This is a genomic window from Lapidilactobacillus luobeiensis (assembly GCF_024345205.1).
GTDB lineage: Bacteria > Bacillota > Bacilli > Lactobacillales > Lactobacillaceae > Lapidilactobacillus > Lapidilactobacillus luobeiensis.
The window spans coordinates 38,402-61,932 of record NZ_BROC01000006.1 but is presented as its reverse complement, the minus strand read 5'-3'; the positions used below and the strand labels follow the sequence as shown (position 1 = coordinate 61,932).

Below are 23,531 nucleotides of genomic sequence, written 5' to 3'. Positions count from 1 at the left end.
AAATTTTAATTGACTCATTAGCTTAACCACACCTTTCCAATCATGGAAATCATAATTGCCAGCAATGCAATTGCATCCGGATAAACCAGCCAATTAGTATTTGTGCCTTTAATAATGTCAAGATAATACTCGAACACGTCCCGCTTCGTCTCATTGCTCATCGTCAGTCACCTCTTTGTTATCTTCGCAACCATACAGTAGCGCAACAGCAATCTGCATCTGCCTAGTTCCACTAATTCCGGGCTTGTCACGCCAGTCTCGGAATTCTTGCGTAGTTGGCAGCCACTCACCGCCTAGCTCAAACTCCTTAGCTAGCTGGTCCTCGTTGTTTGCAAGAACCGCGTCAAACGCGCCTTGGAACGTTAGCCCATCCTCGGCCCATTGTTCGGCCCACTTAAGGCGCTCAATGACGCACTCCGGAAAGTGCTGTGCTGGTGGTACACACTTACCGTCATCGCTTACTGACCAACCAAAAACTCCTTCAAATGATTCTCTCCATTCACTCATCGTCAGTCACCTCTTCTTTCTCGCAGTCTTGCAAACCAAACTTAGTAATTTCTGCATCAGTGAATTCAAACAAACTTTCATTTTTATCTTTGCAAGCACTCCACGTTGCAATTGTCTGTGGTGTGACAGGTGTTTCTGAATTAGCGCCTTGTTTTGACCACCTAACACGCTTACAATAAATAAATTCCTTATTCGTCCCAGGAACATAGACTAAACTTACTGGCCCTTTTTCGACCGTATAGCCGTTGTACCAAGCGTCCATTAACGTTTTGGTGGCGCTATTATCGCTACTATTCCAAAACGCACACGAGTTTGTGTACCCAGGGTAACCATCAATAACTCGCGTGATGTAACCATCAAATGAGAATCTTGATTTCTTGGCTATTTCTAATCCATCAGCAACCTTTTTAGGAATCACCGGCATATCATCCGGCAGGGCGGCGTCATATTCACGAATCCAATCTTGGTAGTCTTGTTCGATTAGTTCTTTAGGCTCAATGCACTCGGGATCATACATCCTAAGGTCTCTATTTTCTTTAGCAAGCTGTAAAAACACGTCCCGCTTCGTCTCATTGCTCATCGTCAGTCACCTCTTCACGATTAAGTTGTTTAACCCATTCAGGAGCATTATTAAGTTCTTCACCAGTAAACGCTTGATGCAGACTAGGCTTAATTCTGGAAGCAAACCATTTGCCGTCTTTGTTCGTCAGGTACTGCTTAGCACCGTCTGTTGTTACAAGGCCGTCTAGCTCCACCATGTACCTTTTTTCCTTTGCCACGGTGTAGCCGTTAACGTAAGCTTTCATCAGAAGTCTTTGTTCACTACTATCTTTTAAACCAGAAATATAGGTTGCTGGCCATATAGCTTTATGCGCTTTTTCAACGATTTTGGCTTGTTTCTTACTTAGCACTACCTTTTCAGGTTCCTCAATCAAAGTGACAATGTGGGCTTTACGTCCTATAATTTGATCCTCCGCACAGATCCTATCCTTAAAAAACGTTGGGTTGTTGGTGTACCACACGCTTTCATGAGATGAGTCAAGTGATAGCCAAACGCCTTTATCATTCTTCACCGCGTATAGTTTTTCTTCGCTCATTTTTCGTCCTCTATTTTCTTGTCCCGATATGCCTTTAGTCGAGCGGCCGCTTTTACAATCAGGTCGAAATAACGATTTAAGTTTGGCTGAACTAGTAACTCGTGTCATTTGCCTGCCTCCAATAATTCTGGATTTTCAAAGATGTTGCCAATTACTTCACCATGTTTGGCCGCAAGATCAATCCGATAACCACCGGCGTCAATCATTACATCAGCATCTAACCATCGTACAAGCAATGGCTTATAGGAAAACGCACTTTTAATAATGTCGCCTTCGTATATTTCAATTCCGTTAACATCTTTAATTCCGATATTATGACTAATGATCACATCCTGAGTAATTTCGCGATCTGGTTCCCAGAGTAATTCCCAGACTTCTCCGTTGGGGTAAATGACGACATCATCTGGGGTTCCTAGCACTTGATCATCTTTAAACCAAACGCGATATTTATTGTTCATTTGTCATCCTCCAATAAATCCATGCTGCCAGCTGGTAGAAAATTGCACCAAACAACTTCGGTTCTCTTTTTACCGGCCTCAGCGTATGCTTCAAAATAACGTTTATGCCATTTATCTAAATATTCTTTATACATATCTGATTCATATCCGCTTAAAATTACTTTTCCTTTGAAATTAATTAATGTATCCAGAAGTGCCTCATGATCAGCATCAGTCATCTCACAAGCATAGTGACGCTTGCTGCGAGTGCTTAACAGATAAGGTGGGTCAACGTAAGTTAAGACATTGGGCCGGTTATATCTGTCCAGCAACTGCAAAGCAGGCTGATGCTCAATCTGGGCACCTTTTAAACGCGACGCCACTGCCATAATTCTCTCGTCAAGGCCATTCCACTCTCCGACTTTGCCACCAATCTTATCAATGTTTGACCGCCAGCCAGTCCGATCACTGGTTTTGCCACCGATAGCTTGCCAACTGCGAACCATGAAACGTCGTGCGTCTTCGATTGGATCCAAACTGACCTGGTAAGACATCTCATACTCTTCGCGAGACATTGGTGTCATTTCGATGAGTTTGCAAAGCTGATCAGGGGTATCTCGGCACACTTTAAAAAAGTTAACCACGCGGCTATCCAAATCATTGATGGTTTCAACCGGGCTGCTCGGTTTATTGAAGAACACAGCACCAGAACCAAAGTATGGCTCTAAGTACGTCGAATGCGGCGGCATCATGTTGATAATCCAATCTGCCATTGACCACTTGCTACCGGGATAGTTTAAGATTCTACTCATCATGATCAGGCTCTTCTGGGTCCCAGCCGTTCTCTAACGCATACTCAAAGTGGAGAATCGCAGCATCACCGTACTCCTTGTAATACACGTAGAGATCCTCGCATATTTCTCCGTCTGCAATGTCTCTGATGACCTGGTTAATGTCATCTTCTGGATAGTAAAGGTCCAGTGCGTCGCCGACCTTTTTAGGCAGTTTAATGTGTTTTGGGTGATGAAATACCATTACTTGACCTCCTTAACTTGGCTCTTTGCGTATGCATGATGTTTCTTATTTCCATCGAATTCAATTAAATAACTAAATTTGTCTTCTTCAATTACGGTGCCAATTGAACCTTTAGGGACAAAGGCTGCGAATTTAGTTTTGACTTTCATTTTTAAAACTCCTTAATTTGTATTGCTAATCACTGTAAACTTGCTACGTCGATCAGCATAAACCGCTTGATTAATTTGATATTCATCCCACTCGGGAATTATTTCTGCATCGTAAGTAACAACGAGATTAACGAAATCATATTTAATTTCTTGAATTCCAGTAATAACAACACAGCAATCTAAACCTGGTTGTTTCTTATCGGTGGCCATACGAATTGTGCCAACCTTAAATAGCTCCTCTTTAGAATCAAAACTACTGACGTCTTCATAATCGTATGACCTCGTAAATGACTGATCCTTCTCAAACATATTGGTATGGTCATTTGTGCCAATATATTGAGCAATGAATTCGCACTTTGTTGAAGGACCGGAATTATACATACTCCAATGCACATCAATGATTTTGGTAATGACTGCTTTTTTGCCCTTGTACTCAATCACTTCACCAACACGCATGCCGGAGTTGAAACCATTACGCACTGCGTATAATATCTCAGTTGCCAATGCTACCTCACCCTGCCATTACATTGATTTTTATCCTTGGGATTCATTGTCAGTTGCATTAGACTTAGCCTCCAGTTCCGCCCTTGTCTTGGCTATAGCTGCCAATTTTGCTTGAATATCCTTCTTGGACACAGATGGTTCAGTAGGCTGACTGTTAGACTCACTGCTGGCTTCTTGCATCCAACTTGGCACGATTCCTATTGGTTTCTTGCGATTGTAAAACTGCCTTCCAACTGACTTCTTCTGCAGTTTGGCGTTCTCGTGCTGCTGATCTAACCGTTCGATGTCAGCAAGTGACTTAACGCCATTGGCAACCCAAGCTTTACAGATGGTTTCAAGATATTTAAACGCACCAGTGCCTTTAGAAGCATTCGTCGCCACACGTTTAACAGCTTCAGACATGATTTCTACACCAAGCGATTGTGAGTACTCTTCAAAAAGCTGGATTTGAAAAGTATTCAGTATCCCAAAGGTCGCTTGCCAGAGAATCATTGGTGATTGCCAATCGTCGGCAGCAGCTGGTTGTTGTTGTTTGTTATTATCTGATTTGTTTTGTTCTGATATACTATGTGGATTGTCATGCTTGTTAACTCCATTTCCATGCATGGAAACCCCGTTATCATTAATGGAAACTCTTGGCAGTAAATATTCGGGTTTAATCGAACTATCTTTCTTCTGCTTCGAGGCCAACTTGTAATTCTCTTGAATCCGTTTCGACGTTAAAATTCTGTACTCCTTGAATAATGAATCATCGAAGAACCCAACTGCGCACGCCCTTGTCACCACATCCTGTACTGCACTTTCCTTGGCATCGACATCATCGGCCACCAAGAACCGTATATCTTCATCCCACCGCATGTAATACCCATCGTCTTGATAAATATTACAGAGCAGGCAGATTAGTATAGTGATTGACTGGTTTCCACACGAACGCATGATTTTTCGAATCTTGATATCATGGAGAAAATTAACATCTAAATTAAAATAATCAATTCCTTTTTTGATTGGACGTGCCAATTGGGCACCTCCTAACTTTTTGCTATTGTGACTGGTACACCGGTTATTTCTTGAGTCTTAGATTTAAACAACTTTGGATCACCGTTTAACTTTGATAAATGGATCAGCGTGACGCTCTCTAAACTTGGTGAGGTGTTAGCTTTAATGAAGTTCAATGAGTTCTCCATCTCGAAATGAGAATGCCAGATACGCCGCTCCAAGAATGGATTTAAAATACCATCATCAACATTCTTCTGAGCGATTGCAGATGAGTAATTCATCTCAACTAACATCTGAGTAATATCTTTAAACCTATATTTAACAAAATAAGTATCAGTGACATAAAGCAGACGGTCGCCCGCCTGACTCTCAATCAGGTAGCCTACTGGGTCTTTGGCGTCATGTTCGACGTGAAATGGCGTCACTATCCAAGTGCCAATTTTGTACTCGTGTAACGGCTGGATGTCGACTCTTCGAACACCTTCGAATTTGAGTGCGTTGGCAGTGCCAGCTGTCAGATAAACTGGCGCAATCGTATTGAGCAGATATTGCTTCAGATACTTGCTGTGATCACCATGTTCGTGAGTGATTAGGATGCCAACAACTTTGCTGAAATCAAAGTTCATCTTAGGTGCGGCTTTTTTCTCGGGAATTCCAACTTCAAGTAAAAGTTGAGTCTTACCATCACTCACGCAATAACCGTTTCCTGATGATCCTGTGCCAAATATTGTAATATCAAGCATTAGAATGGGTCCTCGTCATCATCAAAAATGGAAGGTTCTGGTTCTTGTGGGGCTTCTTCCTTAGTTGGTGCATCGATGATTTCAGGCTGCTGAGGCTTAACTACTTCACTCGCTTGCGATACTCCTTCAGGTGCGGGCTTCCATCCTTCTTTGGGTTCATTTTTTTCAGGCTTACTAGCCTCAATTTTTGCCTGTTCAAAGTCTTCTGAATTGGCGTGTTCTGTTACGTCCTTGCGAACCTTAGCAGCCTCTGGATCAGTGACCTCTTGATATTGATTAGCAACAAAACTGCTGGAGAAATCCTTAGGAATCTTTTTAGTAACATTGTTCCGCATCTTACGGATAATCATACTCTCACGAGACTGAGGTTCGCGCCAAGCAGGACTGATCTGGCCAGTTTTAACTAAATCATCATCGTCTAAGATTTCATCAAGCGTCATATTTTCAGTTTTCTGGCGAATCTCCGTTTTCTTAGCAATCTTATCTTTATCCCACATCAAGTTGTTCATCATATGGGCAATCAAATTCTTCTTAACATCAGCACGTTCGCCGATGTAATAGTTAATACTGCCATTCTGTGACTCAATAGGATAAACGACCCGAATGACCTTGCCGATACCTTTTTCGACCCATGTAGGTGGGGTTGTTTCGACACCTCTGTGTGATGGATAAGTGAAATCGTCGCCCTCTCGAATTGCCCAATAAGGGTAGACTTTTTTAACGTCGCGACCAAATCGTGCCAGTAAAGCATCGTTGCCGTCACCCTCGATATTCATTTCAATCTTTGGTTTGGCGTTTTTTGACTTCCGAACGATGAAATAAACTTCTCGTGGAGTTGCATCAGCATTTAATTGCAACGCGGCTACCGTCAATAAGATTTGTGTTAAGTTGCTCTGATCGATTTGGCTAATCGATAAGCTGCTATTCTCTAGCGTTGTGTTAATTGCAGAGATTGCCGAAATAACGACCTGTCGTTGATAGTCAGTCATCTCAATGCCGTTATTACTTAATTGGCTGGAGATCATTGGTGCAATTGCATTGGTAATCTTAGATAATCCTGTTTCATATTTTGCTACTGTCATTTAAGCCACCACTTTCAATTTTTTATCTTCGGATACTACTAAGCTGATTTGTTGTGATCCAGTTTCAACCAGATGGTTAACTGATTCTGCATTATCAATAAAGATTGGAGCCTTCATATCGTAAAAATCTGTAAGAGTATTAATGATGTCCAATCCTGCGTTAATTCTGGCCGCATTATTTAGATCACTGAACGGCACACCGTTAACCGTTGCTTCGCAGGTTTCTTTCAATTCACCGTTTTTCTGGTTTTCAAATAGCTTGAATTTAACAACACTAAATTTTTGATTGATGCTATCTTCGGTCATGGTGATTTTTGCACGCATAAACCGTTCGATCAGGTAAGATTGCTTGTCTAGTTCGTTATACTGCGCCTTTAATCGTGCATCGTCGGCTTCAAGTTCTGCTAAGCGTGCTTGTTGTGTTCTAACAGCTTGATATTTAGCTAATTCAGTTTCGATATCAGCAATTGACTTGGCGTATTGACTGATCTCATCATTCAGGTGTTCAATCTCAGTTACGTTAATCTGGGAGGCCGACTGATTATTGATTTGATTCTGTAAATCAGCAATTTTGGCTTCGGTCTCTTTGCAACTAGCTGAATCTTTATATTCGACTAAAGAACGTTTTGCCGATTCATACTCTGATGTTGCTTTTTTATTCAATTTTGTTAATTCGGTAACCTTAGAAATTGATTGTTCTTCATTTCGCTTAAGATCACCCAGGTTAATTCTTAATTCATCCAATTCAGACTTGTATTGTTTTCCCTGAGCGACGATTTGCTCTAATTTTTCTGATTTTTCGGTATTAAAATGTTTAATCAGTTCAGCAACTTCATCATCGGGTAGTTCTCGATGACAAGTTGGACAGGTCTTTGCAGATTCATCAAAACTTTGTTCTTTTAGGGCGTGATATTCTTTTAGAAGTGACTCTTTCTTTATTTCAATACCCTCTATTTTTTGCCCAGTACTGAATATATCAGCAGTCAATTGCTCATCGTTATTAGTTGCATCACTCAGTTGACGTCGTAATTCAGTCACTTTATTGGCCGTTTCCATTACGTGTAGATTATTGGTAGCCCCAAATTTTGTTTCATCCTTAACTGCTTGTAACTTTAATTCTGCTATCTGTTTATATAAAGCAGTTGGGGTATCAACCGATCGCAATTCAGTAATTTTTGCCTTACGAGAATCAATTTCAGATTGATAGGTAGCTTTCATTTCTTCTAAGTCACCAGGACTAGTGGAGACTGTTTCGGGTATTGCCCTGGTTGCTTCATCGATTCGAGCGGGCAAAGCATCAATATCACGCTTAATCTGACGACGCTGATCATTAATCCGCTTGTTTTGGTCCTCGATAGTACTATCACTGATTAACTGACTCAAGTCTTTGAGCTCTGGATGCTTATTGATGACATCTTGATCAGTTAGACCTGAGATAAGTTGCATTAACACAGCACGCTGTTGATCCCATTTGAGATTGGTAAACATCGCCGGGTTAGTTAGCGCCTTAAAAGTATCGACATCAATGATCTTATTGATGAATTCCTCATACTCTTTAACTTTCTGTGGTACATCGTCCACGTAAAGTAGAGTCTTATCAGGCTTGCGCACCTTCTTAAGCTCGCCGTTTGGTTTGGTCCAAACTTCTTTGAGAACTCGCTTCAGTACTGTATTCTTAGCGCCAATTTTCAGCGTTGCGGTAACTTCAGGTTCTAATCCAAGTAACTCAGTTCCCTCAGCCGCCAATGGCTTGACGTGAAATGCTTTCGATTCTTCCGAGTTCTTGCCGAAAAGCAACCAAGTAAAAGCGTCAAAAATGGTTGTCTTACCCGAAGCGTTCTGACCCAAAACAGCAGCGTCATTTCCTTTAGGCTCAAAGCTGAAATCTTTGATACCCTTAAAATGATGAATGGTCATTGATTGTAAATTAATGACTGTCATTGTTTAAACTCCTTTGCAATGTTAAAATATGTGTATAAATAATTTTGATTTGATTATTTTTTAGCCTATGTCGGTGGCGGCCGATGTAGGCTTTTTTGTTGTTCCGTGAGCCAATTCATATTGCTCTTCATTAATCAGTTCCTGAATTGCTCCTTGTGACGCTGTCATGCCAATTTCCTTATCATTGATGCCAATCAATCGATTGAAGCGTATGCGATCTTCGATTTTGTTGTAGGCCTCCTCGAATGCAAACAATCTTGCAGTTCGAATCCGCTGCATCATTTCAAGTTCTGTCACAAAATCACTTCCAATCTAAATCAAAGATTTGATGTAAAGCCTTTTTGAATGTTCCAGTCTTGCCCCACTCGTAAGCTATTCCAACGATGGTAGTAAGCCCAATCAAAATTAAGATTCCTGATACCTGCTGCAAAAAACTCATGCAATCAATACCTTTCCTGATTTTCATCCAGCCACGAATTAACCTGGTCCAGTTCAAAACGCCATTGCTTCCCTGTTTTCCCAACTGACGTGTGTGGCATTCCGGCCGCAACATAAGCTATGATTGTTTCACGGCTCATGCCCTTAACTTGACTAAGCTTGGGAGTTGATAGCAACTTTTGACTAACAGGGGTTTTTGTATTTAAGGCAGCAACTACTTTTGATACAAGCTCGTCCATGGCACTATCTTTAAATGTTTCAACTAACAATTTTGCTGAATCCTTATCAATTGTTATTTCCATTTGATCACCTCCTGAATACCCCAGTCATCAGTAATTTGTAAAACTAATTCAACTTCTGCCGTGACCTCCTGCAGATATTCGTCACAGTAACGTTTCATTTCCTCACGATCAGCACTGGTTCTCTGGTCAACCGGCTTACTGTTTAATTCGGTAAAACGATTATCGAGGGCACGTCGCTCGCTTTCCTCTTTTTTCTGGGAAAAGAACCACGCATATGAATCATCTTTGGCCTTGGTAATCTTCGGTAGTACCATGCCACTTTCAAGCAAACAGGCGCCAATCATGAATCTTGCATCTCGCATTGCCTTAATAACCTTAAAAAGCTGATTTTCAGGAATACCCCGTGACGACCAATTCGTTACCGCACTTGCGTGTTTAAATCCTAAGTCTGCTGCGATATCACCACGGGCCATATCATTCGCCTTGAGCCGTTGATCAAAGAGAGAGAGAACTTGCTGATCTGATTGTGTTAAATACATATATACTCACCTCCAATCACTAAAAGCCATAGTGTCAGACACACTGAAAATTACGGTACAATTCATTTATCAGCAATAAGTAGCATTGATTTCATCCACTTCATTACTTTCACAGCTGTTGAGCAACTTCCAATTAGCCTCAACAACTCGAATCGACTTTGACTCCCAGTAATTGCGTGAAACATCTGGCCGCCAGAGAATGATATCGTTGATCATTTCTTCCTTACTCATTTAGCTCACCTCCTTGAAAATTGAATAGTGTTGCTCACCTTTAAGCGATATAATCAACCTGAAAGGTGGTGACAAAATGGCACAGATAACTGTGGTTCAAATTACATGTGGTCAGTGCGGCCATAAATTCGTCCTTAATACGAGTACATGGCCGTCAACCATTCAGTGTCCATATTGCCAAGAAGAAATGTCTCAGGACATGATTCCGAGAGTCAAAGAAGCTTGGGGAACAGCTTCAGACCTTAATATGGATTTTGCAAGGTATCACGCTGATCGTAACGAAACAAAATTCAGCGTTGATCTAATAGCCGAGCAAGTTCACTTTCCACACGAGTAAATCTCACAACTGATTCAAGTTGTCGAGGCCGAAGATTGTATTTGGCCTCGATTTTTTTAATATCAGCGACAACATCATCTAATCTGTTGGGGTAAACATTTTCCTTGTTAAAGTTGTACGTGTTCTCCAACCGATTTAGTAGACCTGGGAAGTTGATTGCTTTTGATTCGTTTGTTTTCTTTTCTTCTGACATGCGCTCACTTCCAGTCATGTAAAGCAATGTTTATTATCTGTAAATCAAACTTTACACTTTTGATAAAAAAATAAATCTTCGACTTTTAACCCCAAAGATTTTGCCAAACTTAAGCTAATTTCTGTAGAAGGCATCACGGAACTGCTTTCGATTTTGCTTAAGTATTGTCTTGATATACCGGAATCCTTGGCCAGTGTTTCTTGAGTAATGTTTCTTTCACGTCTAATGCGGCGAACTGCGTTTTTCATCAACTCATCTCCTCTCAATAACTATATTGTACACTTTGATTTACAGAATGTAAACCACAATTTACAAATAATTTGTAGTTTTTTTGTCAACTATAGATTACAATATGTACAGGGGGTTTTACAATGACTAATAACTTAGGACAATATCTACGGGAAATTCGTGGAAAACGATCCTTACGCGAAATTTCCGAAATGACTAACGGTCGGTTAAGTCATACAGCGATTGCAAATATAGAAAAAGGCACTAATGGTCGTAAAGAGCCCGTCAAACCCAGCCCTGATACACTTAAGATATTGGCTGACGTTTATCATATTGATTATGTAAAACTATTAAACATGGCTGGATACATTAACAAAAAAGATGAAGAAAAAGATAAAAACACCGTCGATTTGGACGATGAGAATGCAGTCTTAACATTCCAAGGTAAGCCCGTTCCGCCTGAAGATTTGGCGCTAATGAGAAGACTGCTAAGGGGCAAAGATGATGATGAATGATAACTTCATGCAATCTACTTTGAACTTTGCGTTCGACCACAACATCAGATACGAATTAACTAGTGCAATGAATTCAGATACGCCCTCTGGATCTAGCGCGTATCATAGATCAATTGTCATCAATCTCAATTGGTATGATCAGCAGCAGCTACCCTTCGTCGTTGCACACGAAACAGCGCATGTTTTATGCAGTCATCGGGGTATTTCGTATTTTTGCGATTCTTCTAATAGTGCTACCGAGGCCGAAGCAAACAGAACTGCCGTTGATATTCTAGTGCCTATGTATTTTGAGGACATTGATCCCGAAGATGCTAATTATCATGCATTCCTCGATTCATTCCATATTGGTGAGAGTATGGCTGATTATTCTATTGATACAATAGATGACTTTTATCACGGCAATTTAGAATTGCTTTAATTAATCACTTGGAGGAGTAATAATGAGTTTAACTGATCTATTTAAAGTCAATAAGTTGAAAGATGAGATTGAGCGCTTAACCGCTGAGAATGCTGTTTTACAGGAAAAAGCCAATATCGTTTTGACCGCACAGCAAATGAAGCCTGCAGAATTACAGGATATTATCGATAATAAAACTAAAGAGATTAAAAATCTTGAGCTTGAATTCGAATCAAAACGCAGCAATGAAAATAAAGAGCTTGATGAACTTAATGAGAAACAATCTTCCATAAAGGAAAAAATAAAAACTCTAAATGCTGATATCAAAAGTCTAAAAGAAAAATTAGTCGATACAGAAGATAAGGTAAACATGGAATCTAATGGCCTTTACGAACCTCGTTATGACTTTGCCTCGTCACTTGGATATAAATCTCAACTCGATCAAGTTCGCCAGGATCAAAAGCAAATGATTCGCAATGAGCTTGCGGCAGAGATTTTTAAATCAATGTTACTGGATAATTCCGCCGCAAGAGGCCGCTCGATGCAAAAGAAAAACATCAAACAGCTGTTGCGAACATTTAATGGTGAGTGTGAAGCCGCGATTAATAAAATTACCTACTCTAATTTAGATAGAATCAGTAATCGAATTGAGAAGTCCTTCGATCAATTAAATAAACTAAACGATCCCAACGGTGTTCGCCTCACTCCTAAATATTTGGATAGTAAAATAGATGAATTACATCTTGCTTTCGAATATTCTGAAAAGAAACAGGAAGAAAAAGAAGAATTGCGTGAACAACGCGAACGCGAGCGTGAAGAAAAACGTGCTCAGAAGGAAATTCAAGACGCTCAAAAACAGATTGATAAAGAACTAGATCATTACATCAAAGCGGTTGCTGAACTAAAAGAGAAACTTGCTACGCTTGATGGTACAGAAAAAGAAGATGTTCAATCAAGAATTGATGAACTTCAAAAAAATATTGGCGAGTCGGAGGATAAAAAGAAAGACTTAGATTATCGTGCCGAAAATGCTACAGCCGGATACGTTTATATTATTTCTAATATTGGATCGTTTGGCCCGGATGTAGTTAAAATTGGTGTCACACGCCGACTAGATCCATTAGAACGAATTGCGGAACTAAGCTCTGCTTCAGTGCCATTTAAATTTGATGTTCACGCCCTGATTTTCTCCTACGATGCCTACAAATTAGAAACAGAATTACATAATAAATTTGCAGACGAACGAATTAATAAAGTTAACGCACGCAAAGAATACTTTAATGTCCCTATCTCAAAAATCAAAGATGTTCTTAAGGGATATGAAGATTTGACGGTTGATTTCACGGAAAATCCAGATGCTGCTGAGTATCGTGAAACACTGGCCCTTGAAAAGAATAAGATAGCCCAACAAGAAAATATTAAATCGGTCAGTTAGAGCAAGAAGAAAAAGCCACCGCTGGCACGGTGACTTTCGGTAATGACTTTGTGCAAAAATATTATACCAGATGTAGGTCTGGGTTGGAGGAATTATTATGGCAAAAAAGATTAAAGATGAGAATGGCAACACTTATAAGTTGAAAAAACCATTCTACAAGCGAGTTTGGTTTTGGATCTTAGTTGTTATTGTAATCATTGCAGCTGGTTCATGCAGCGACGATAAGGCAGACAAAGCTTCATCAACTAAAGCACAAAGCAGCTCAAAACAAGCAACTAAAGTCAAAAAAGGCTTTGCACTTGATAGTAATGATTCGGTTAAATCAATGCTCAAGGATTATGCTAGTGGCTTAGTTTTTACTGATGTTAATGGTGTTTATTATGAGGATGGAAGTTCAACCGTCGCATTAACGATTAAAGAAGATGGTAGTGACCTTTCAGATAAAATGGCCGTGAGAAACATGTATTCTGATGTTCTGACAACATGGAATGCCTTAAAAAAAGCTGGAGCTGCTACTAAATTTGAGAATATGAATGTCGCGGTTTCATATCCTATGCAGAATGGGCAACAACTTGCGGTTAAAACAACATTATCAGGTAGCAAGTTATCCGAGTTTGATAAACAAAATATGTCATCTAAAAATGTACCTACATTTGCTACAACATTCTGGAAGAGCGCTTCATTTCCAGATTTGTAACGTCTATTAATAACGATGAACCAACTACCCTAATCTGGTGATTAGCTGGGTTCGATTCCCGGCTGGGGCTTTTGAACAAATATATTGGTGGTGATTAAATGGGATTAAAAGAGATTGTTGACAATAATAGTTACCCTATCGTTTTTATCGGGTCAGGTATCTCAAAGCGATATTTAGAAGAATCTGACTCTTGGGAAGAACTTCTACAACGATATTGGAAAAAATTAAAAATTTCTACTCCCTTCTATTCTGAAATGCACGATCTTACGAAGAAATATTCTGACTTATCCGACGAAGATATAGGGTTTAACGTTAATACCGAAATTGCAACAATCATTAAAGAAAAATTTGACAATGGTTTTTACAACGGTGATATTCATGTTGCGGGATTAACAGATAAGATGGCCTATCAACAAAATATATCTCCCTTCAAATTTGACTTATGCAATCATTTCAAAAAAGCGCATTTAAAAAGCAATATTGATAAAGATGAACTGAATCAATTCGGTATTTTGCTCAGTAAGGCAAAAATTATTGTAACTACAAACTACGATTCTTTAATTGAAACTGAATTACATCATAAAAATGGACAAAGTCCTAAAACATATATCGGACAAAGTGGCTTTTTTGATGAAACAGATAATTGGTCCGAATTGTATAAAATCCACGGTAGTCTCACCGATCCTAGCTCATTAATAATAACCAAAGAAGATTACGAAGAGTATGACAAACAATCGATATTAATTAGCGCAAAGATACTTTCTTCAATGATTTCATCTCCAATCGTTTTCTTAGGATATTCATTAACAGATAGAAATGTCAGAAAACTGTTATCTGATTTTTCCTCACAATTACCACGAGAAGATACAAGAAAAACAGCGAATAGAATACTGGTTGTTGAATATAAAAAAGGACACAAAGAGTTAACTGAATCTATTGAGAATGATCATTCCCTCAATTTTACTTATACTTCAATAAAAACGGATAATTATACTGATTTATACAAACAATTTAATAGAATTGATGAAGGTGCAACTCCTTTAGAAGTAAGAAAATATAATTCATTAATCAAACGTTTGGTTGAAGATTCCGGGCGAAAGGGCGAAATAGAATCTGTTTTAGTATCTGTAGAAAACCTTGACAAAATTGATGATCAAATTAATCAGGGCAAACATATTGTTGTTGCCTTAGGCGATAAAAAATATATTTATGTATATCCGGACCTATTAAGCTATATCAAGGATTATTTTCTGAACACTAACAACTATTTACCTGCTGTTGCCTTGTCATTCGCAGCACATCAGGGAGACAGAAAAACTAAAGTTCCATTTGCAAAATACTGGAATAGTGTCGATTTAGATACTTTAAAACTCAAAGACGATGAACTATTTAAGCTGGAAAATAAAATCAGATGTTATCCAAATCTAGATAGTATTATTAACTCTGTTGGAAGATATGATCGTAAGAAATTCAATAGTTTAGACGAAATTTTCAAAGTGTTTCCACTAGGAACACCCAAATGTATTTCCGTTATAACCTATAATCTGAAAAGAATTCCCAAAACAGAATTATCTGACTATGTAATAAATACAGCGTTAGACGGATTTGAAAATGCTGTAAAAGAAAACACCAGTTTAAAAACATTTTATCGTAAATTATTTGTGGGATATGATTTATTAGTTAATGGCGATTTTGCCCAACAAAAAAAGCTCAAGGCCACACGAGTGACTGAGCTAGACGGCAAGGCAGTAAAGGGTTTGCCTACGGATTGACCCTTAACTTATGATTAATTATAACCCATAAAAAAGGGTTTTTCAATCATCTGATTTAACTGTAATATTTATTTTTAACCTCGCCTAGTGGCATAGTTAAGTGCGATTCTTAACCGAGGCTTTGATCATAAGGAGGTCAAGAAATGAACGAGAAAGAGTTTTTCGACTACTTTGAATCAATTACCTCAGCAAAAGACAGATTTTTAGAAAAAGCGATTGATCTGCAGACAAAAAAATTTGAAGCGTGCGCCAGCTAAGCGATATAACGAAACAGTGGTTGCCCGTCAGGCAGACAAGCTTTGGGAAGAGTTAGTTGAAAATGTTTATAGCAATGTCCGCAACAGCATAAAGAAACCTGAAAATCGTTCGTCCTGGACTAGCAAACTTGAAGCTGAAGGTGTCATGGAACAACTTGATGATTCTATTGCTGAGATGGATCTTAATCCGGAAGAATAACTTAATAGAAATTATGTACCGCCTATTTTTTTACAGTTTAAAAGAACATACGTGCGTGTTTTTTGGCGTATTAAATAACACATCACGAAGGGAGTAACGATAATGAGAAAATGGACAAAAGTTAAGAATCACCCAAATCTTTACGAGTACCCAACTGATCAAGGTAAGCGATTTGGTGTGCGACGCGGTTATAAAGACACCGTGGGAAATTATAAACAGTTTAGCAAGTCTGGCTATAAAACGTGGCGAGAAGCTGATATTGTCCTAAAGAAATTCGAATCTGATTTAGCGCTAAAGAATTTTGACAACCTATCAGCTGACAAAGTCAAATTAGAGCAAGTTTGGCGTCAGATGGTTTCTGAAAAAGAACGACTAGGTCGGTGGCGCACTTCAACAGCTGATTCGCAAAAGATGAACTACGACACCTATATCAAAAAAGCACTCGGAAATTATTTCTTATCCAAAATAAAGCGCCCTGTCGTCCAATCCTGGCTTGATAGTCTATCACAGAGTGAATTAGCCCATGACACAATCAGGTCTGCGTATGGTACTCTCTCATTGATTATTAACTATGCTGTCAGCCAAGAGCTGTTGGGAAGCAACCGCATTAGAGGCTTAGACTACTCAGGCAAAGACGCTAAAAACAAATCAATTGAGCCGATAGACTTCAACAAATGGATGAAGTGCGCAAAAGAAAATTTGAATCCGTATGATTACAACATGATTTTTATCTTGGCGAACTCTGGCATGCGTCGCGGCGAAATTAACGGTCTGCGAACTACCTCAATTGAAATTAAAGAGAATCAAATTACTAAAGAGAGATATGCAGTTGTAAATATTGATTATCAACGCAGCGTTAACGAGCCCAATGGCGGCGAGCTAAAAACGAAAACCAGCTATCGTAAAATTGTGATGACAGGTGAATCAGTAAACGCACTGGAGAATTCTATTGAAACTGCCAATTTACGTCGGACTGCCGGTCATAAAGATACTGAATCCACTCCTTGGTTGTGGGTCAAACAAAATGGCGATCCTTCCGGAGTACTTCACCTGACTTATCTGTGCAAAACAATTAGCACAAAAGTTGGAATCAAAATGCATCCACATATGTTCCGCCATTATTTTGCAACAGAAACTATTGCGCATGGAGTTCCACAAATAGATGTAATGCATTATCTGGGTCACTCAAGCGTGCAAATGACGGCTGACTATACTCGTCCGACAGAGGGAGCAAGCCTGAATGTTTCGAAAGGCTTCAGCCCAGCAATACCAACCGATACAGAAATTGTGGTACAAGGGACCATGTACCACAATTTGTACCACAATTCTAATGAAAACTAATGAAGATTAAACGAAAAAAAGCTTATCCCGAAGTTTAGAAATCGCTCTAAACGTGGGATAAGCTTAATTAATTTACTTTAGTTTTTCTATTGTTCCTCGTACCAAGTATAGTGGAAGACGCCTTCGCGATCATTGCGCAGATAAGTGTGTGCGCCAAAGTAATCCCGTTGTGCTTGGGTCAAGTTGGCTGGTAGGACTTCTGCACGATAAGAATCGTAATAATTGATTGCCGCACTCAGCGCTGGTGTTGGTACGCCATTCTTAACGGCTAAGGCAACGACGTCACGAACTGCTTCTTGATATTTTTCAGCGATATCAGTGAAATATGGATCCAAAAGCAAATTCTGTAAATCGGCATTTTGATCATAGGCCGAGGTGATTTTTTGCAAGAATTGCGCCCGAATGATGCAGCCTTCCCGCCAAATCGCCGCGATTTTACCGAAGTCTAATGTCCAATCGTAATGTTTAGCAGCAGCTAACATTTGTTCGAAACCTTGAGCATAGCTCATGATCTTGCTGAAATAAAGTGCCTGACGGATTTTTTCTACCAAAGCTTTTTTATCAACGTTGGCTGCTAATTTTGGTTCTGGACCGTGTAAAATTTTGCTGGCCGTGACCCGCTCATCTTTCAATGCGGAAATATAGCGAGCATAAACTGCTTCTGTGATCAGCGATTGGGGAACGCCGACAGCCAACGCTTCTTGAGAGCTCCACTTCCCAGTACCTTTATTGCCAGCAGCGTCCAAAATAACATCAACAACTGGCTTACCAGTGCCAAGATCATCCTTGCGCGTCAAAATATCTGCGGTGATCTCGACCAAATAGCTCTGCAATTCGCCTTGATCCCACTCCTTGAAGATGTCCGCCAATTCTTCAACACTGTAGCCTAAGACCCGGCGCAAGATATTATAAACTTCGGCGATCAATTCCATATCGCCGTATTCAATACCATTGTGGACCATTTTAACATAATGACCGGCACCATTCGCACCGATATAAGTGACGCAAGGTGCACCATCGTCAGCCTTTGCGGCGATCTGTTCTAGGATCGGTGCGACTAGATCATAAGCTTCCTTCTGGCCACCAGGCATCAAGGAAGGTCCTTCTAAGGCGCCAAGTTCGCCACCAGAAACCCCCATACCAATAAAGTTGATCCCTGACTTATCCAATTCAATATTGCGACGCATGGTGTCTTTGAAGAAGGTGTTACCACCATCGATCAAAACATCGCCTTTGTCCAACAGGGGCAACAATTGCTTAATAACTGCATCGGTACCGGCACCAGCCTTGACCATCATCATGATCCGCCGCGGTTTCTCCAAGGAAGCGACAAAATCTTCGATCGTGTAACTTGGCACTAATTTCTTATCACTATGTTCTTTGGCAACAGCCTCGGTCTTACTGCCAGTCCGATTATAGATCGCAACAGTATAACCACGGCTTTCGATATTTAGCGCTAAATTCTTTCCCATGACGGCCATACCAATGACGCCAATTTGTGGTTTATCCATGAATCATTGCCTCCAATTTATTTAGTTCTTACCTGCGCGGCCTAACCGCTTTGATTCTCAAACATCTCTATCCTAACAAAAAACAAGCAAAATTCATAGCGAAAGGACACTGTGAAAGCGCTATGAATCCGGATTTCTAAAAAAATAAAAAAGCAGCTCCCTGCTTTTTCTGCCTAACGCACATCAGGCGAGCCTGATAACCGATCGGCTGGTCCGGCCAACCTATTTGGAATCATTTTCGTCTGGCTCTTGCTTGGCTTCATCCTGCTTTTGCTGATCGAATAAAACTTTCAATTTAGCAAATTCTGGATTTGGTTGATTGGCTTGAGCAGCGGCAGCGGCAGCGAAATCAGCCTCACTCAGCACTTCCCACCCCTCGCCAGTCGGCAACGCTTCACCAGCGTCTTCTGCTGGCGTGTAGATCTGGGTAGGGATCGCCAAAAGAAGATTATCTTCGATGGCGCTGGCCAAATCGATCTCACCGTTGACGATGGGAATAATGATATCCTCATTACTCTCTGTTGGTGTGGCTTCATCTTCTTCCAACTCGGCGACTGCCAGCTCCTGATCCAGATAAAGCTCGTCAATCCGTAAGTCTAATGGTAGGGCCACTGGGGCCAAACTTCGTGTTGAAGGCACGGTCAGCTGGCCACTCACCTGCAAGCGACTGCGCCAACCTTCACCTTCTGCCTGCAACGTCCCGCTGACTTGAAAAGCGGATGCCCCGATCAATTGGGGATAACGTTGCTTTAAAGAAGTTTCGGGCATTAAGGTCTCATCGATCTGAATCGCCTTGCGCTGGTATTTTTGCAGCTGGTCAATTGGAAATCTTAAAGTCATTTTCGACACCTCATTTTTTTATGATGATCTGTTGTTTAAAATTCTGTTCGCGCCCAGACAATTGCTCGTACAAGCGATCGACGCGGATCTGCAAGCCTAAGGGTCCCTGAGGCGCGCCAGCCGCGGCGGTAACGCGCGTGATCAAGGGCGCCGCTAAGTTCGACCGTTGCTGATGGAGATACTGCTGCCCGGCGGCGGTGAAGCCTAACAACCGCAATTGGGGTTGTTGCGTCAGGGCTTGCTTGATCTCCGTCGCCGTGACATTGAGCAAGGTGTACAGCGCCAACCGCCGTAAGCGGGCATAGGTATACCGTTTCGACTTGACCCGGCGTAAGAAATCAGACCAATTTTGACTCTGCAAATTTTGCTCCCAAAACCGATATTCTAGACCTTCTGACATTTGGTAAATCGAGGCCAACTCTTGGGGCCAAGTCGTGGTCAGCCGGTAATGCAACCATGGCCATAATTGGTCTGCCGCCAAGAATGGTCCTTGAATCACTTGGGGATCATAAGGCACAAACGGACCGATCGCCGCAGTTTGACCTTGCAACAATTGGCGCCGCAAGTAAGAAGCACTAGCAAAAGCCTGGCCGTGTTGGTCATGACCACTGCTGTCCTGATCGTGATCAACCCCCACTCGCTTTAGCGGCAACAAAGTCAACGGCTGAGCCAATTGGGCATTGGCAATGGCATAACTCAAGGCTAGTAGTTGATTGGGCGCCGCCACCATTGAACCCATTTCTTGTTGTAAGAGTTCGTTCCATTGGGTGGCGTAGGTTTTCGTATAATCCACAGCAAACCGTTGTTGCTGAGATCGGGGCCAGACCCGCTGAACGAAATCCTGATAATCAAAAGTCGGCGTTTCCGTACCAAAGGCCAGAGTATCACAACCAAGCGCCGCTAAAATCGCTAAGGCGCCGGTCGCAAACCGATCCGCCGGCTGACAACTGACCGCAAACGGCAGCTCCACCACGATATCCGCGCCGTGGGCCAACGCCAAACGCGCCCGCTGCCATTTATCAACGATCGCCGGTTCACCGCGTTGGACGTAATTTCCCGACATGGCCACGATCAGACAAGCTGCGCCACTTTTTTGCCGGGCTTGCTGGAGTTGGTAAGCATGCCCGCGATGAAACGGATTGTATTCAGCGATGATCCCACAGGCCTGTAGTTCCGTCATCGCCTAGCCTCGTTGCGCTTGAACGAACCAGCGCGGCGTTGCGGCGGTTATCGCCTCACCAGTGAAACCACCGAATGTTTGGATCTGCGTGAAGCCGGCCGTTTGTAACGCGGCTTCGACGGTCGCTAACGGATAGGTGCGCTCATGATGAGTCTCGTTCAAGGCGTCATAGCCGCCCAGCGCGTCATCCCAAACGAAGAAAGTCAGATCATGAGTCACACTATTGCTGGCTTCTCCGGCGAAACTGGCCCACATAAAGGCCCAGTCTTCTTCACGATAATTGTACATATACCCAGGGAAAACTTCATTGACCTGATAAAGGGAGTGCAAATCGAACAAAAACGTGCCTTGCGGGGCCAAAACTTGCGCCACTTGCTTGAAAGTGGTGGTCAAATCGCTTAAGTTGGTCAAATAACAGAGCGAATCGTCATAACAAGTCACCAGATCCAACGGAGGCAGATCCAGCTGGCTCAGTTGGCGAAAATCACCCTGAAGTAAGGTCACATCGACTTGATCATTGGCCACCCGCTGACTGGCCAAACTGAGCATTTCCTCAGACAGATCAACACCGTAAACTTGACCGTTACCCTGTTGGCGTTGGGCATAAAGAGACGCCAAATCGCCGGTACCACAGGCCAAGTCAAGAATTTGTTGACCTGCCAAGGCGCCGACGCGTTGTTCCGTAAAGTCTAGCCACTGCTGGTAGAGACTCTTGTCCATCAGCAGATCATAATAATAGGCAAAAGTCTGGTACATCATGCCTTGACCCATTCGCCTAAATCAACCAAAGGCGCGTCGGCCCACAACTTCTCTAAGTTGTAAAATTCACGCGTTTCTTCCGTAAAGATATGGATCACCACATCTTTGAAATCGATCAAGACCCACTGAGAATCCTTCTTGCCTTCCACGTGGCAATCTACGGGCGCGGATTTGGTAACTTTATTGACGATCTCATCGGTGATTGCTTCGACCTGCCGGGTTGAACCTGCATGCATGATCACGAAATAATCGGCCAAGAGACTGACCTTGCGCATATCTAACGCCACAATATCTTCGGCGCGTTTATCATCGGCGGCAATCACCGCTGTTTTTAAAATTTCTTCGCTACTGATCACTAATGTTCCTCCTGTTTAAGACCATATTGGTTGTACGCGGCAAACATCGCCGGATAAACTCGCTGTTGTTTGTCGATCAAGTGGATCAAGGTATGATCCAGTTCATAAGCCACGGCCGCGTCCAAGCCCGCCGCAACTGAGGCTCGGGCCGCCGCCGCGCCCGGATAATCCCGCCCGGGCTCCACATAATCCGCGACGAAAATGATTTTGTCCAAGGTCGACATCTGGGCGGCGCCAGAAGTGTGATGGGCGATCGCGCTTAAAATCTCGGGATCAGTCACGCCTAATTCTTCGGCGATGAAGTACTGACCAACTTCACCATGCCAAATATTATTGCCATAAGCCAACAATTCAGTATCCAGCTGGTGTTTGGCGATCATCGCCTTAAATTCGGCGTCAGATTTCTCCTTGGCGTAATCATGGAGCAACCCCGCGATCCCCGCCTGGGTAATGTCAACGCCATTTTCCGCTGCTAACGCCATTGCGGTTTGTTCCACGCGCAAGCAATGGTTGAAGCGATAGTCGCTAAGTTGGCCGCGTAATTTTTCAACCAATTGCTGGCGGGTCATCGGGACCAATTCGGCGAAACGAGCCGATGAATAGGAATATTGATCAGGCATGATAAAGCCCCTTTTCTTTGATATAACTGGCGACTGCGTCTGGGACTAAATACCGGATCGAGCGGCCTTGAGCGACCAGTTGCCGCAATTGCGTCGAACTGGTCGCCAACTGCGGCGCGTCCACCCAGATCACGGGATACTTACTTTTGACAGGAAAACCTGGTCGACGGACACCAACGAATGTGACCAATTTGGCCAAGTCCGCGATCCGATACCATTTGGGTAGATAAGCAATCATATCCGCGCCTAAAATCAAGAAATAATCATTCTCAGGATGGCGCCGTTTCAATTCAACCAAGGTGTCATAAGTATAACTTTTGCCACCGCGGGCGATCTCCAGTGTGTCCAGCTCGAACCCGGGATGATGCTGGATCGCCAGCGCCACCATCGCCGCTCGATCCTTGGCGCTGATTGCTGTTTTGTGATCAACGTGTGGCGGGTTCGCGTCAGGAATGAAGAGGACCCGCTCCAGCTTCAATTGTTGCATCACTTGATCAGCCATGACCAGATGCCCATTGTGAACGGGGTTGAAAGTGCCGCCGACGATCCCCACACAATGACGCGGCTGATCGGTGGGCGCTAATTTAACTTGTGGCGCTGGCGTGACTGTCACGGCCTGTTCCGTTAAATGCGTCATTTGATCGCGTTCACTTCCGTGGATAACTGTTGATATTTCTCCTTGTGGGAAGGTCGATAAATCGTCAGAACCCGACCTAAGACTTGGACCACCGTGACATCTGAGATCTCACTGACCGCGGTAACAACTGCTTCAGTCGTGACTGGCGCATTCTGTAGCAAGTTGACCTTGATCAGCTCGCGAGTGGCAAATGCCCGGCGCAAATCGGTCAAAAAAGCTTCGTTGACCCCGTTTTTACCCACATGGACTAAGGGCCTCAACCGGTTAGCTTGGCTTTTGATATAGCGTTTCTGTTTACTCGTTAACATAACATCTC

The 23,531-nt window shown here is 42.1% G+C and carries 33 protein-coding genes; 7 read left to right on the top strand and 26 right to left on the bottom strand.

All coding sequences use genetic code 11. From position 1 onward, the window contains the following. Positions 1 to 150: 150 nt before the first annotated feature. The 18 genes from OCU21_RS03585 to OCU21_RS03500 form a co-directional block, all read right to left on the bottom strand. Positions 151 to 507, bottom strand: a complete 357-nt coding sequence (locus tag OCU21_RS03585) for a hypothetical protein (protein ID WP_261806128.1) — start codon at positions 505 to 507, stop codon at positions 151 to 153. Beyond that, on the bottom strand, positions 500 to 1,087 hold the full coding sequence (locus OCU21_RS03580; RefSeq protein WP_261806127.1) for a DUF1642 domain-containing protein: 588 nt from the start codon (positions 1,085 to 1,087) through the stop codon (positions 500 to 502). The genes OCU21_RS03585 and OCU21_RS03580 overlap by 8 nt, the downstream gene beginning before the upstream one ends. Next, positions 1,077 to 1,604, bottom strand: coding sequence for a DUF1642 domain-containing protein (locus OCU21_RS03575; RefSeq protein WP_261806126.1), 528 nt, complete (start codon positions 1,602 to 1,604; stop codon positions 1,077 to 1,079). The genes OCU21_RS03580 and OCU21_RS03575 overlap by 11 nt, the downstream gene beginning before the upstream one ends. Positions 1,605 to 1,708: 104 nt before the next feature. Beyond that, positions 1,709 to 2,062, bottom strand: coding sequence for a YopX family protein (locus OCU21_RS03570; protein WP_261806125.1), 354 nt, complete (start codon positions 2,060 to 2,062; stop codon positions 1,709 to 1,711). Further along, positions 2,059 to 2,853, bottom strand: a complete 795-nt coding sequence (locus OCU21_RS03565) for a DNA adenine methylase (protein ID WP_261806190.1) — start codon at positions 2,851 to 2,853, stop codon at positions 2,059 to 2,061. Before OCU21_RS03565 ends, OCU21_RS03570 begins: the two co-directional genes overlap by 4 nt. Continuing rightward, positions 2,846 to 3,076: a hypothetical protein gene (locus OCU21_RS03560; RefSeq protein ID WP_261806124.1), complete on the bottom strand. Its 231-nt coding sequence runs from the start codon at positions 3,074 to 3,076 to the stop codon at positions 2,846 to 2,848. Before OCU21_RS03560 ends, OCU21_RS03565 begins: the two co-directional genes overlap by 8 nt. Beyond that, entirely contained in the window at positions 3,076 to 3,225 is a 150-nt protein-coding gene (locus OCU21_RS03555) for a hypothetical protein (RefSeq protein ID WP_261806123.1), read from the bottom strand. Before OCU21_RS03555 ends, OCU21_RS03560 begins: the two co-directional genes overlap by 1 nt. A 12-nt stretch (positions 3,226 to 3,237) precedes the next feature. Then, complete coding sequence (locus tag OCU21_RS03550) at positions 3,238 to 3,729, bottom strand: hypothetical protein (protein WP_261806122.1); 492 nt, start codon at positions 3,727 to 3,729, stop codon at positions 3,238 to 3,240. A 30-nt stretch (positions 3,730 to 3,759) separates the two neighbouring features. After that, positions 3,760 to 4,746, bottom strand: a complete 987-nt coding sequence (locus tag OCU21_RS03545) for a Lin1244/Lin1753 domain-containing protein (protein WP_125598147.1) — start codon at positions 4,744 to 4,746, stop codon at positions 3,760 to 3,762. Between the two features lie 11 nt (positions 4,747 to 4,757). Next, positions 4,758 to 5,468 carry an MBL fold metallo-hydrolase gene (locus OCU21_RS03540; protein ID WP_125598144.1) on the bottom strand — a complete coding sequence of 237 codons (711 nt, stop codon included), beginning with the start codon at positions 5,466 to 5,468 and terminating at the stop codon, positions 4,758 to 4,760. Further along, positions 5,468 to 6,550, bottom strand: a complete 1,083-nt coding sequence (locus tag OCU21_RS03535; RefSeq protein WP_125598141.1) for a hypothetical protein — start codon at positions 6,548 to 6,550, stop codon at positions 5,468 to 5,470. Before OCU21_RS03535 ends, OCU21_RS03540 begins: the two co-directional genes overlap by 1 nt. Further along, positions 6,551 to 8,491 (bottom strand): ATP-binding protein, encoded by a 1,941-nt coding sequence (locus tag OCU21_RS03530; RefSeq protein ID WP_125598137.1) that lies wholly within the window; start codon positions 8,489 to 8,491, stop codon positions 6,551 to 6,553. A 60-nt stretch (positions 8,492 to 8,551) separates the two neighbouring features. Beyond that, positions 8,552 to 8,788 carry a hypothetical protein gene (locus OCU21_RS03525; RefSeq protein ID WP_125598134.1) on the bottom strand — a complete coding sequence of 79 codons (237 nt, stop codon included), beginning with the start codon at positions 8,786 to 8,788 and terminating at the stop codon, positions 8,552 to 8,554. Between the two features lie 146 nt (positions 8,789 to 8,934). Continuing rightward, positions 8,935 to 9,231, bottom strand: coding sequence for a helix-turn-helix domain-containing protein (locus OCU21_RS03520; protein WP_125598131.1), 297 nt, complete (start codon positions 9,229 to 9,231; stop codon positions 8,935 to 8,937). Further along, entirely contained in the window at positions 9,222 to 9,710 is a 489-nt protein-coding gene (locus OCU21_RS03515) for a hypothetical protein (RefSeq protein ID WP_261806121.1), read from the bottom strand. The genes OCU21_RS03520 and OCU21_RS03515 overlap by 10 nt, the downstream gene beginning before the upstream one ends. A gap of 69 nt (positions 9,711 to 9,779) precedes the next feature. Continuing rightward, the gene (locus OCU21_RS03510) at positions 9,780 to 9,941 is read right to left on the bottom strand and encodes a hypothetical protein (RefSeq protein WP_164511103.1); all 162 of its coding nucleotides are present in this window, start codon (positions 9,939 to 9,941) and stop codon (positions 9,780 to 9,782) included. A gap of 290 nt (positions 9,942 to 10,231) precedes the next feature. Next, complete coding sequence (locus tag OCU21_RS03505; RefSeq protein ID WP_261806120.1) at positions 10,232 to 10,471, bottom strand: hypothetical protein; 240 nt, start codon at positions 10,469 to 10,471, stop codon at positions 10,232 to 10,234. A gap of 44 nt (positions 10,472 to 10,515) precedes the next feature. After that, the gene (locus OCU21_RS03500) at positions 10,516 to 10,719 is read right to left on the bottom strand and encodes a helix-turn-helix transcriptional regulator (protein ID WP_261806119.1); all 204 of its coding nucleotides are present in this window, start codon (positions 10,717 to 10,719) and stop codon (positions 10,516 to 10,518) included. 123 nt (positions 10,720 to 10,842) lie between these two features. Here OCU21_RS03500 and OCU21_RS03495 point away from each other — a divergent pair, with 123 nt between their 5' ends. From OCU21_RS03495 to OCU21_RS03465, 7 genes are all read left to right on the top strand, one after another. Beyond that, on the top strand, positions 10,843 to 11,214 hold the full coding sequence (locus tag OCU21_RS03495; protein WP_261806118.1) for a helix-turn-helix domain-containing protein: 372 nt from the start codon (positions 10,843 to 10,845) through the stop codon (positions 11,212 to 11,214). Next, on the top strand, positions 11,201 to 11,632 hold the full coding sequence (locus OCU21_RS03490) for an ImmA/IrrE family metallo-endopeptidase (RefSeq protein WP_261806117.1): 432 nt from the start codon (positions 11,201 to 11,203) through the stop codon (positions 11,630 to 11,632). Before OCU21_RS03495 ends, OCU21_RS03490 begins: the two co-directional genes overlap by 14 nt. A 22-nt stretch (positions 11,633 to 11,654) precedes the next feature. After that, positions 11,655 to 13,046, top strand: coding sequence for an SNIPE associated domain-containing protein (locus OCU21_RS03485; RefSeq protein WP_261806116.1), 1,392 nt, complete (start codon positions 11,655 to 11,657; stop codon positions 13,044 to 13,046). A 97-nt stretch (positions 13,047 to 13,143) separates the two neighbouring features. After that, positions 13,144 to 13,743, top strand: a complete 600-nt coding sequence (locus OCU21_RS03480; RefSeq protein WP_261806115.1) for a hypothetical protein — start codon at positions 13,144 to 13,146, stop codon at positions 13,741 to 13,743. Between the two features lie 98 nt (positions 13,744 to 13,841). Then, complete coding sequence (locus tag OCU21_RS03475; protein WP_125598107.1) at positions 13,842 to 15,515, top strand: SIR2 family protein; 1,674 nt, start codon at positions 13,842 to 13,844, stop codon at positions 15,513 to 15,515. A gap of 237 nt (positions 15,516 to 15,752) precedes the next feature. After that, entirely contained in the window at positions 15,753 to 15,971 is a 219-nt protein-coding gene (locus OCU21_RS03470) for a hypothetical protein (RefSeq protein WP_125598104.1), read from the top strand. Between the two features lie 102 nt (positions 15,972 to 16,073). Beyond that, positions 16,074 to 17,312: a tyrosine-type recombinase/integrase gene (locus tag OCU21_RS03465; protein WP_125598101.1), complete on the top strand. Its 1,239-nt coding sequence runs from the start codon at positions 16,074 to 16,076 to the stop codon at positions 17,310 to 17,312. A gap of 86 nt (positions 17,313 to 17,398) precedes the next feature. Here OCU21_RS03465 and gnd read toward each other — a convergent pair whose 3' ends face one another. The 8 genes from gnd to yhbY form a co-directional block, all read right to left on the bottom strand. Further along, a complete protein-coding gene (gnd, locus tag OCU21_RS03460) occupies positions 17,399 to 18,823 on the bottom strand; it encodes an NADP-dependent phosphogluconate dehydrogenase (RefSeq protein ID WP_261806114.1) in 1,425 nt (474 codons plus the stop codon). A 222-nt stretch (positions 18,824 to 19,045) separates the two neighbouring features. Then, a complete protein-coding gene (locus tag OCU21_RS03455; protein ID WP_261806113.1) occupies positions 19,046 to 19,663 on the bottom strand; it encodes a DUF177 domain-containing protein in 618 nt (205 codons plus the stop codon). Positions 19,664 to 19,673: 10 nt separating this feature from the next. After that, positions 19,674 to 20,843: a nucleotidyltransferase gene (locus OCU21_RS03450; RefSeq protein ID WP_261806112.1), complete on the bottom strand. Its 1,170-nt coding sequence runs from the start codon at positions 20,841 to 20,843 to the stop codon at positions 19,674 to 19,676. A gap of 3 nt (positions 20,844 to 20,846) precedes the next feature. Then, positions 20,847 to 21,602: a class I SAM-dependent methyltransferase gene (locus tag OCU21_RS03445; protein WP_261806111.1), complete on the bottom strand. Its 756-nt coding sequence runs from the start codon at positions 21,600 to 21,602 to the stop codon at positions 20,847 to 20,849. Then, positions 21,599 to 21,958 carry a ribosome silencing factor gene (rsfS, locus tag OCU21_RS03440; RefSeq protein WP_261806110.1) on the bottom strand — a complete coding sequence of 120 codons (360 nt, stop codon included), beginning with the start codon at positions 21,956 to 21,958 and terminating at the stop codon, positions 21,599 to 21,601. Before rsfS ends, OCU21_RS03445 begins: the two co-directional genes overlap by 4 nt. After that, positions 21,958 to 22,578 carry a bis(5'-nucleosyl)-tetraphosphatase (symmetrical) YqeK gene (gene yqeK, locus OCU21_RS03435; RefSeq protein ID WP_261806109.1) on the bottom strand — a complete coding sequence of 207 codons (621 nt, stop codon included), beginning with the start codon at positions 22,576 to 22,578 and terminating at the stop codon, positions 21,958 to 21,960. The genes rsfS and yqeK overlap by 1 nt, the downstream gene beginning before the upstream one ends. Beyond that, positions 22,571 to 23,215: a nicotinate-nucleotide adenylyltransferase gene (locus OCU21_RS03430; protein WP_261806108.1), complete on the bottom strand. Its 645-nt coding sequence runs from the start codon at positions 23,213 to 23,215 to the stop codon at positions 22,571 to 22,573. Before OCU21_RS03430 ends, yqeK begins: the two co-directional genes overlap by 8 nt. After that, positions 23,212 to 23,523: a ribosome assembly RNA-binding protein YhbY gene (yhbY, locus tag OCU21_RS03425; protein ID WP_261806107.1), complete on the bottom strand. Its 312-nt coding sequence runs from the start codon at positions 23,521 to 23,523 to the stop codon at positions 23,212 to 23,214. Before yhbY ends, OCU21_RS03430 begins: the two co-directional genes overlap by 4 nt. Between the last annotated feature and the right edge of the window lie 8 nt (positions 23,524 to 23,531).

Bases quoted from the DNA above. Each gene is read 5' to 3' on its own strand.
- OCU21_RS03585 (WP_261806128.1), bottom strand. From the start codon at position 507: ATGAGTGAATGGAGAGAATCATTTGAAGGAGTTTTTGGTTGGTCAGTA.
- OCU21_RS03580 (WP_261806127.1), bottom strand. From the start codon at position 1,087: ATGAGCAATGAGACGAAGCGGGACGTGTTTTTACAGCTTGCTAAAGAA.
- OCU21_RS03575 (WP_261806126.1), bottom strand. From the start codon at position 1,604: ATGAGCGAAGAAAAACTATACGCGGTGAAGAATGATAAAGGCGTTTGG.
- OCU21_RS03570 (WP_261806125.1), bottom strand. From the start codon at position 2,062: ATGAACAATAAATATCGCGTTTGGTTTAAAGATGATCAAGTGCTAGGA.
- OCU21_RS03565 (WP_261806190.1), bottom strand. From the start codon at position 2,853: ATGAGTAGAATCTTAAACTATCCCGGTAGCAAGTGGTCAATGGCAGAT.
- OCU21_RS03560 (WP_261806124.1), bottom strand. From the start codon at position 3,076: ATGGTATTTCATCACCCAAAACACATTAAACTGCCTAAAAAGGTCGGC.
- OCU21_RS03555 (WP_261806123.1), bottom strand. From the start codon at position 3,225: ATGAAAGTCAAAACTAAATTCGCAGCCTTTGTCCCTAAAGGTTCAATT.
- OCU21_RS03540 (WP_125598144.1), bottom strand. From the start codon at position 5,468: ATGCTTGATATTACAATATTTGGCACAGGATCATCAGGAAACGGTTAT.
- OCU21_RS03535 (WP_125598141.1), bottom strand. From the start codon at position 6,550: ATGACAGTAGCAAAATATGAAACAGGATTATCTAAGATTACCAATGCA.
- OCU21_RS03530 (WP_125598137.1), bottom strand. From the start codon at position 8,491: ATGACAGTCATTAATTTACAATCAATGACCATTCATCATTTTAAGGGT.
- OCU21_RS03520 (WP_125598131.1), bottom strand. From the start codon at position 9,231: ATGGAAATAACAATTGATAAGGATTCAGCAAAATTGTTAGTTGAAACA.
- OCU21_RS03515 (WP_261806121.1), bottom strand. From the start codon at position 9,710: ATGTATTTAACACAATCAGATCAGCAAGTTCTCTCTCTCTTTGATCAA.
- OCU21_RS03510 (WP_164511103.1), bottom strand. From the start codon at position 9,941: ATGAGTAAGGAAGAAATGATCAACGATATCATTCTCTGGCGGCCAGAT.
- OCU21_RS03505 (WP_261806120.1), bottom strand. From the start codon at position 10,471: ATGTCAGAAGAAAAGAAAACAAACGAATCAAAAGCAATCAACTTCCCA.
- OCU21_RS03500 (WP_261806119.1), bottom strand. From the start codon at position 10,719: ATGAAAAACGCAGTTCGCCGCATTAGACGTGAAAGAAACATTACTCAA.
- OCU21_RS03495 (WP_261806118.1), top strand. From the start codon at position 10,843: ATGACTAATAACTTAGGACAATATCTACGGGAAATTCGTGGAAAACGA.
- OCU21_RS03490 (WP_261806117.1), top strand. From the start codon at position 11,201: ATGATGATGAATGATAACTTCATGCAATCTACTTTGAACTTTGCGTTC.
- OCU21_RS03485 (WP_261806116.1), top strand. From the start codon at position 11,655: ATGAGTTTAACTGATCTATTTAAAGTCAATAAGTTGAAAGATGAGATT.
- OCU21_RS03480 (WP_261806115.1), top strand. From the start codon at position 13,144: ATGGCAAAAAAGATTAAAGATGAGAATGGCAACACTTATAAGTTGAAA.
- OCU21_RS03475 (WP_125598107.1), top strand. From the start codon at position 13,842: ATGGGATTAAAAGAGATTGTTGACAATAATAGTTACCCTATCGTTTTT.
- OCU21_RS03465 (WP_125598101.1), top strand. From the start codon at position 16,074: ATGAGAAAATGGACAAAAGTTAAGAATCACCCAAATCTTTACGAGTAC.
- gnd (WP_261806114.1), bottom strand. From the start codon at position 18,823: ATGGATAAACCACAAATTGGCGTCATTGGTATGGCCGTCATGGGAAAG.
- OCU21_RS03455 (WP_261806113.1), bottom strand. From the start codon at position 19,663: ATGACTTTAAGATTTCCAATTGACCAGCTGCAAAAATACCAGCGCAAG.
- OCU21_RS03450 (WP_261806112.1), bottom strand. From the start codon at position 20,843: ATGACGGAACTACAGGCCTGTGGGATCATCGCTGAATACAATCCGTTT.
- OCU21_RS03445 (WP_261806111.1), bottom strand. From the start codon at position 21,602: ATGATGTACCAGACTTTTGCCTATTATTATGATCTGCTGATGGACAAG.
- yqeK (WP_261806109.1), bottom strand. From the start codon at position 22,578: ATGCCTGATCAATATTCCTATTCATCGGCTCGTTTCGCCGAATTGGTC.
- OCU21_RS03430 (WP_261806108.1), bottom strand. From the start codon at position 23,215: ATGACGCATTTAACGGAACAGGCCGTGACAGTCACGCCAGCGCCACAA.
- yhbY (WP_261806107.1), bottom strand. From the start codon at position 23,523: ATGTTAACGAGTAAACAGAAACGCTATATCAAAAGCCAAGCTAACCGG.